The organism is Micromonospora sp. 4G55 (genome assembly GCF_016803375.1).
Genome location: NZ_JAEVHN010000312.1, coordinates 1 through 6,984 on the forward strand (window position 1 = coordinate 1; position 6,984 = coordinate 6,984).

6 protein-coding genes and 1 pseudogene are annotated in these 6,984 nt (G+C 72.9%); 4 read left to right on the plus strand and 3 right to left on the minus strand.

What is annotated here, in order from left to right:
* Positions 1-207: pseudogene (locus JNW89_RS22460) on the minus strand (IS5/IS1182 family transposase); the annotation flags it as partial.
* Between the two features lie 102 nt (positions 208-309).
* On the opposite strand from JNW89_RS22460, the gene JNW89_RS22465 reads away from it, so the two are divergent.
* The 3 genes from JNW89_RS22465 to JNW89_RS22475 all read left to right on the plus strand — a co-directional run bounded on the left by JNW89_RS22465 (position 310) and on the right by JNW89_RS22475 (position 3,555).
* The gene (locus JNW89_RS22465) at positions 310-1,194 is read left to right on the plus strand and encodes a hypothetical protein (RefSeq protein WP_238450396.1); all 885 of its coding nucleotides are present in this window, start codon (positions 310-312) and stop codon (positions 1,192-1,194) included.
* A gap of 310 nt (positions 1,195-1,504) precedes the next feature.
* Positions 1,505-2,818: a hypothetical protein gene (locus JNW89_RS22470; protein WP_238450397.1), complete on the plus strand. Its 1,314-nt coding sequence runs from the start codon at positions 1,505-1,507 to the stop codon at positions 2,816-2,818.
* Positions 2,819-3,030: 212 nt separating this feature from the next.
* A complete protein-coding gene (locus tag JNW89_RS22475; RefSeq protein WP_238450398.1) occupies positions 3,031-3,555 on the plus strand; it encodes a DinB family protein in 525 nt (174 codons plus the stop codon).
* Between the two features lie 133 nt (positions 3,556-3,688).
* Here JNW89_RS22475 and JNW89_RS22480 read toward each other — a convergent pair whose 3' ends face one another.
* Positions 3,689-4,036, minus strand: coding sequence for an Lsr2 family protein (locus JNW89_RS22480; RefSeq protein WP_238450399.1), 348 nt, complete (start codon positions 4,034-4,036; stop codon positions 3,689-3,691).
* A 139-nt stretch (positions 4,037-4,175) separates the two neighbouring features.
* A complete protein-coding gene (locus JNW89_RS38960; protein ID WP_238450400.1) occupies positions 4,176-4,346 on the minus strand; it encodes a LuxR C-terminal-related transcriptional regulator in 171 nt (56 codons plus the stop codon).
* A 267-nt stretch (positions 4,347-4,613) separates the two neighbouring features.
* Between JNW89_RS38960 and lon the strand changes: the two genes are divergently transcribed.
* Positions 4,614-6,944, plus strand: a complete 2,331-nt coding sequence (gene lon, locus JNW89_RS22490; RefSeq protein WP_238450401.1) for an endopeptidase La — start codon at positions 4,614-4,616, stop codon at positions 6,942-6,944.
* Positions 6,945-6,984: the final 40 nt, after the last annotated feature.

Consider the following 6,984-nt stretch of genomic DNA (forward strand, 5'->3'; position numbering starts at 1 on the left):
GGCGCATCGTCAGGTTCGTGCGCCAGTAGGTGGCCACCAGCAGTACCCGGTCGGCGAGGTCCAAGGCCCATTGCCGGCCCGGCCGGCCGTCGGCGATCGCGTCACCGCCACGCTCGGCGACCAGCCGGACCAGCTTGCGGAACTGGGCGGCTGCAGCCCGGTGAAGGGAAAGATCCACTCCGGGCGGGCTGCGGTGATCACCTGCACCCAGCCATCCTCGATGATCATCCTCAGCAGACAGACACCGGGGTTACGAGACGTCCCTTAGACTCGGCCGGTCGACCGACCACGTGAGGATCCGGCACCACCATGACGCGTACCGCCACCGACGACGGTTCCCGGCTGCGGCCGCTGCCGCTCGACGGTGCCGCGCTGCCCGTCCGGGCCGGTCAGGTGGTGCACGCCGGTCGCCGGCTCGGTGACCTGGTGACCCGGCGCCCGGAGGGGATCACCGGACACCAGTGGAGTTCGGCGACCCGCGAGGAGTTCGACCACGTGGTCTGCGCCGCCGACACCGGTCGGCCGCTCTTCGCCGTCGTGCTCGGCGCGCCGGCGCCGCCCGGCTCGGCCCGGCAGCGCGCCGAGCGGATGCGCGACGCCGTCTGCGCCGCGGTCGACCTGCCCGTGCTGCGGATCGAGTCTTCGACGTTGCGGTCCGCCGCGCACGGCCCGCGGATCGTCAGGTACGTCATCGACGCCCGCGCCTACGCCGGGCCGGGCCCGTCCACCGGCCAGGACGGCGACGGGTACGACAGCGCGGTGGCCTTCCGCGACATCGTCGGTCGACTGCCCGACGGCCGCACCGGCCCGGTCAACGACCTCGGGGCGCTGGCCCGCGCCGACGCCGTCGACGCGTACGTGTCCCGGCGGCTGGCCGACCCCATCGTGCGTGGCCTGCACGTGCGGTGGCGGGACGGGGCGGCCGAGGGCTGGAGCTGGGTCGAGGTGCGGCCCGGTCGCTGCCTGGTCGAGCGGGTGACCGTCCGCGAGCACCGCTTCTGGTGCGGGGTGGACGCCGCCCGGCTGGCCGAGGACCTGGCCGTCGTGGCGGTGGGGGACCGGCTGCGGGCGCTGGAGACCGACGAACCGCCGCTGATGGACCGGGCCGAGCTGCGGCAGGAGATCCGGGGGCTGCGCGCCCGCCGGGACGAGCTGGTCGGGGACTTCGCCTTCGACCACCTCTGCGTCGACTGACAACCGACCGCAGCGTCGCCGCGCGGTGACTCCGCGTCTTTCCGGAACGCCGATCGGGCGGTCGTCACCAGCCCGTTCCGAATTCCTCGATCCGCGTTGAACCATCGCCCGCGGCGCTCCGTACCTAAGCGGGAATGGACACAGATCTTCCCAGCCGCGCCACCCGACGCGGCGGACGGTGCGGAAAGGGCATCGTCGGCCATCGACGCGCGACCGGACGTCGCAGTGATCCCGACGGGCGTCCCACCCCGAATTCCGTTCGCCCGACGGGTCACGAGTCAGGTACCGGATCGAGAAGGAGAGCAATTCGATGCGCAGGTCCACAGGGGCGCGCCGGTCATCCGGTAACGCGCGGAGCAAGCGGCTGCTGGCGGCGGTCGGCGCGCTCGCGGTCTTCGGCGGTATCGCCGCGGTGACCCAGATCTCGTCGGCCCACGAGACTCGGCGAACGACGACCCGCAACGTCTCGTCCGCCTGCGTGGCGCCGAGTCCCGGCGCCACCTCGCCGAGCGGACGCGGCAGCACCACCCAGACGTGGCAGAACGGGCGCTGGGTTCGCAACCACTGGGGCGACGGCCAGATGTCCGTCGCCGAGTGCCAGGCCGTCAAGGACGGCAACGCGCCGGTGAACACCGTCGCCTCGGGCGTGGTCTGCCCGGACGTGGTGAGCAGGCTGCCGCAGGTTCCGGACCGCGCCCGGGCCGAGGTCGACCGGAACCTCGCCCTGTTGCAGACCCAGATCGCCGAGGCCAACCGGCGGCTGGCCGCCGAGGGCCGCAACGGGCAGACCTTCATCAACAACGCCATCCTGCGTCCGCTGGAGGACAAGCGTCGGGCGACGTTGAACCGGATAGCGACCGCCATCGACCGGGTGGGGCCGCGCCCGCAGGGACTTGACCAGCTCGCGAAATGCACTGTCGCCGCGAACAACAACAACGGCGGCGCCAATGGCGGCCAGAACGGCGGTCAGAATGGCGCCCCGACCGCCGCCCCGACCAACGGTGGCCAGAACGGCGGTCAGAATGGTGGCCAGAACGGCGGTCAGAACGGCGGCGGAAACAACAACGGCGGGAACAACCTCGGCGTGCTGGCCAAGGACTGCACCAACAGCGACCTACAGCCGCACGACGGTTTCCAGAACGGCAACCGGTGCGTCAGCACGGCCTTCGGTGAGGTCGGCGCCGCCGCCAACAACCCGTCCCTGCTGATCACCGAGTTCCCGGAGCAGGTGCAGCGCAACCAGGCGTTCGCGCTGCGGGTCTCCACCCGGAACCTGATCCGCGACCGGTTCCTCGCCGCCGGCCAGGGCGGCTACTACCTGGAGAGCTCGGTCCTCAACGACCAGGGGCTGACCCGCGGTCACTTCCACACCGCCTGCCGGATGCTGCAGAGCACCACCGAGGCGCCCTCGAACCCGCAGGACGTGCCGGCGTTCTTCGTCGCCACCGAGGACGGTCGGGGCAGTGGCCAGGCCGACGAGGTGACCATCCAGATCCCGGGCCTGCCGCAGTCGGGCACCGCGCAGTGCGCGGTCTGGGCCGGTGACGGCTCGCACCGGGTGCCGATGATGGAGCGGGCCAACCAGACCCCCGCCTTCGACGTGGTGCGGATCGAGGTCAACTGACCCGTCGTACGACACCGTCGCGGGCCGTCCGGAGAGATCCGGGCGGCCCGCGGCCGTATTTTCGACACCAGCGCCCGGGCCGGCGTCGCCGTCCGGGGCGCGTAGCGCGTGCACCGGCCTCGCCGGGCCGGGCCGGCCATGTTGCCGGCGCCCCGGTCCACCGGCCGATCGTGACTGTGGCGAGGGGCACGGCCCGGCCGTAGGGTCGGTGGATGTCGGACACCCGTTTCCCGGTCCTGCTCGACGGTCCGGGCAACCACGTCGACGATCCCCGGGAACTGCTGGTCGGCTACCTCGACTGGTACCGGGAGGCGCTGGCCCGCAAGACCGCCGGCCTGTCGGAGGAGCAGCTGCGCAGGCCCGTCGACGGGCTCGACTGGGCGCCGCTCGGGCTGGTGCGGCACCTGGGCTGGGTGGAGCGGCGCTGGATCCGGTGGGGCTTCGCCGCGGAGCAGGTCGCGCCGTGCCCGCCGGGCGAGGACGACGCCGAGTGGCGGGTGGACGCCCTGTCGACGGAGCAGGTGTGGCGGGCGTACCGGGCGGAGGTGACGCACACCCGCCGGATCGTCGCCGGGGTGCCGCTGGAGCGGCGGGCCGCGCTCGGCGGCCGGTTCCCTGCCGCCGCGGACGCGCCGTCGCTGGGTCGGATCCTGTTCCACCTGCTGCAGGAGTACGCCCGGCACCTGGGTCAGCTCGACGTGGCCCGGCAGTTGCTCGACGGGGCCACCGGCGAGTGATCGGGCGTCGCGCGGCACCGACCGGGGCGCACCACCGGGTGGAAATTGTGAACGGGGCGAAAAGCGTAGGGGTCGACGCTGATTTCTCAGCGTGACCCCTACGCGGCGGATCGTGATGCCCCGCCGAGGCCGGTCAGCGGTTCTTCCACGCCTCCACGACGTTGACCGGGATGCGGCCGCGCTCGGAAATCTCGTAGCCGTTCTTGGCGGCCCATTCCCGGATGGCCCGGTTCTGCTCGCGGTCCATTCCGGAGACCGCGGCGCGAGCCGGGCGGCGGACCGGGCGGCCGGCGTCCACGTTGCCCCGCCCCATTCGCCTGCCAGCGCTGATGTACGGGTCGAGCGCCTTGCGCAGCACCCCCGCGTTCTCGTCGGAGAGGTCGATGGTGTACGCCACCCCGTCCAGGCTGAACTCGACGGTCCGGTCGGCCTTTCCGCCGTCCAAGTCGTCGGTCAGAACGGTGATTACTTTCCTTGCCATCGCCATTGCTCCCTGTGTCGGGCGGGGTGTGGTCAAGAGTTTGACGTATCGGCCGGCTAATCCGCAACAATATGCGTCGCTTTCATTTGACGCGTCGCGCGAATCGTGGAAAATCCGCGCGGCCAATGGGCGGGCGGCGTCAGTCGGTGAGCAGTCCGGCGTGTCCGGCCAGCGCGGCGGCCTCCGCGCGGCTGGACACCCGCAGCTTGCGCAGCAGCGCGGCGGTCATCCGTTTCACCGTCCGCTCCGAGACGTGCAACTGCTCGGCGATCTCCACGGTGCTGCGGCAGGCGGCGATGGACCGCAGCAACCGCCGCTCCTCCGAGTCCAGGTCGACCGAGCTGCTACGGACCGGCCGGAGCAGGCCACGCAGCAGGGGACCGGGCAGTACCGCCCAGCCGTCGAGGACGGCCAGGATCGGGGGGAGCAGTTCCTCCGGCTCGCTGCTCTTGGGCAGGAACCCCTCCGCCCCGGCGCGGAGCGCCTCCGGGGGTGGCCTGGGTCACACCCAGGAACAAGGGGAACGCTTTGTGACTTGAGCCTGACACGCTCAACTCAACGCGATAGCAGGTGTTCGATGGCAACTCTTCCGGTACTTCCGCTGACCGACGCCGTCCTGCTGCCCGGCATGGTCATCCCGGTGACCCTCGACCCGACCACCCAGGCCGCGGTCGACGCGGCCCGCGCCACCGGCGACAAGCAGCTTCTCGCCGTGCCCCGCATCGACGGCGAGTACGGCTCCGTCGGCACGATCGCCACCATCGAGAAGGTGGGCCGGCTGCCCGACGGCGAGCCCGCCGCCGTGATCCGCGGCCTCGCCCGGGCCCGGATCGGCTCCGGCGTGCCCGGACCCGGCGCCGCCCTCTGGGTCGAGGCGACCCGACTCGACGAACCCGCCCCGGCCGGCCGGGCCCGGGAACTCGCCCGCGAGTACCGCGCGCTGATGACCTCGGTCCTCCAGCAGCGCGGCGCCTGGCAGGTCATCGACGCCATGGAGCGGATGACCGACGTCTCCGAACTGGCCGACGCGGCCGGCTACGCGCCCTGGCTCACCCTGGCGCAGAAGACCGAACTGCTCGCCGCGCCCGACGTCGTCGCCCGGCTGGAACTGCTCGTCGGCTGGGTCAAGGACCACCTCGCCGAGCAGGAGGTCACCGAGCGGATCAACAGCGACGTCCGCGAGGGGCTGGAGAAGTCCCAGCGGGAGTTCCTGCTCCGCCAGCAGCTCGCCGCCATCCGCAAGGAACTGGGCGAGGACGAGCCCGACGGCTCCGCCGACTACCGGGCCCGGGTCGAGACCGCCGAACTGCCCGAGAAGGTACGCGAGGCGGCGCTGCGCGAGGTCGGCAAGCTGGAGCGGGCCAGTGACGCCTCCCCGGAGGCGGGCTGGATCCGTACCTGGCTGGACACGGTGCTGGAGATGCCGTGGACCACGCGTACCCAGGACAACACCGACCTGGCCGCGGCCCGCGCCGTGCTCGACGCCGACCACGCCGGCCTGGCCGACGTGAAGGACCGCATCCTGGAATACCTGGCGGTGCGCAACCGGCGGGCCGAGCGCAACCTCGGCGTGGTCGGCGGTCGCGGCTCCGGCGCGGTCCTCGCCCTCGCCGGCCCGCCCGGCGTCGGCAAGACCAGCCTCGGCGAGTCGATCGCCCGGGCGCTCGGGCGCAACTTCGTCCGGGTGTCGCTCGGCGGCGTCCGCGACGAGGCGGAGATCCGCGGTCACCGGCGCACCTACGTCGGCGCGCTGCCCGGCCGGATCGTCCGCGCGCTGCGGGAGGCCGGCTCGATGAACCCGGTGGTGCTCCTCGACGAGGTCGACAAGCTGGCCGCCGGCTACGCGGGCGACCCCGCCGCCGCGCTGCTGGAGGTGCTCGACCCGGCGCAGAACCACACCTTCCGGGACCACTACCTGGAGGTCGACCTCGACCTGTCCGACGTGCTCTTCCTGGCCACCGCCAACGTGGTGGAGACCATCCCCGGCCCGCTGCTGGACCGGATGGAGCTGGTCACCCTGGACGGCTACACCGAGGACGAGAAGGTGGCCATCGCCCGGGACCACCTGCTGCCCCGGCAGCGGGAGCGGGCCGGCCTGACCGCCGACGAGGTCACCGTGGCCGACGAGGCCCTCGCCCGGATCGCCGGGGAGCACACCCGGGAGGCCGGCGTACGGCAGCTCGAACGCGCCCTGGCGAAGATCCTGCGCAAGGTCGCCGTCGAGCTGGCAGGCGACCCGGCGCCCGTCCGGGTGGACACCGGCAACCTGGCCCGCTACCTGGGCCGGCCGAAGTTCACCCCGGAGTCGGCCGAGCGCACCGCGGTGCCCGGCGTGGCCACCGGCCTGGCGGTCACCGGCGCCGGCGGGGACGTGCTCTTCATCGAGGCGACCAGAATGGAGGGCGAGCCGGGGCTGACCCTCACCGGCCAGCTCGGCGACGTGATGAAGGAGTCCGCGCACATCGCCTGGTCGTACCTGCGCTCCAACGGGCGCCGGTACGGGCTGGACCCGAACGCCCTCGCCGGACGGCGGATCCACCTGCACGTGCCGGCGGGCGCGGTGCCCAAGGACGGCCCCAGCGCCGGCATCACCATGGTCACCGCGCTGGCGTCCCTGGTGACCGGCCGGCCGGTGCGGCCCGAGTTCGGGATGACCGGCGAGGTGACCCTCTCCGGCCGGGTGCTGCCCATCGGCGGCGTGAAGCAGAAGCTGCTCGCCGCCCACCGGGCCGGCCTGACCGAGGTGATCATCCCGGCCCGCAACGAGCCGGACCTGGACGATCTGCCCACCGAGGTCCGCGAGGCGCTGACCGTGCACACCCTCGCCGACGTCGCCGACGTGCTCGCCCTGGCGCTGCGCCCGGCCGACGCCGACACCCTCACCGGTCCGGCGCTCGCCGCCGCCTGACCGGCGCCGCCCGAGGCGGCGGGACACGACGAGGCCCCCG

Excerpts from the sequence above, each read along its gene's own strand:
- JNW89_RS22465 (WP_238450396.1), top strand. The coding sequence starts at position 310 with ATGACGCGTACCGCCACCGACGACGGTTCCCGGCTGCGGCCGCTGCCG.
- JNW89_RS22470 (WP_238450397.1), top strand. The coding sequence starts at position 1,505 with ATGCGCAGGTCCACAGGGGCGCGCCGGTCATCCGGTAACGCGCGGAGC.
- JNW89_RS22480 (WP_238450399.1), bottom strand. The coding sequence starts at position 4,036 with ATGGCAAGGAAAGTAATCACCGTTCTGACCGACGACTTGGACGGCGGA.
- lon (WP_238450401.1), top strand. The coding sequence starts at position 4,614 with ATGGCAACTCTTCCGGTACTTCCGCTGACCGACGCCGTCCTGCTGCCC.
- JNW89_RS22475 (WP_238450398.1), top strand. The coding sequence starts at position 3,031 with ATGTCGGACACCCGTTTCCCGGTCCTGCTCGACGGTCCGGGCAACCAC.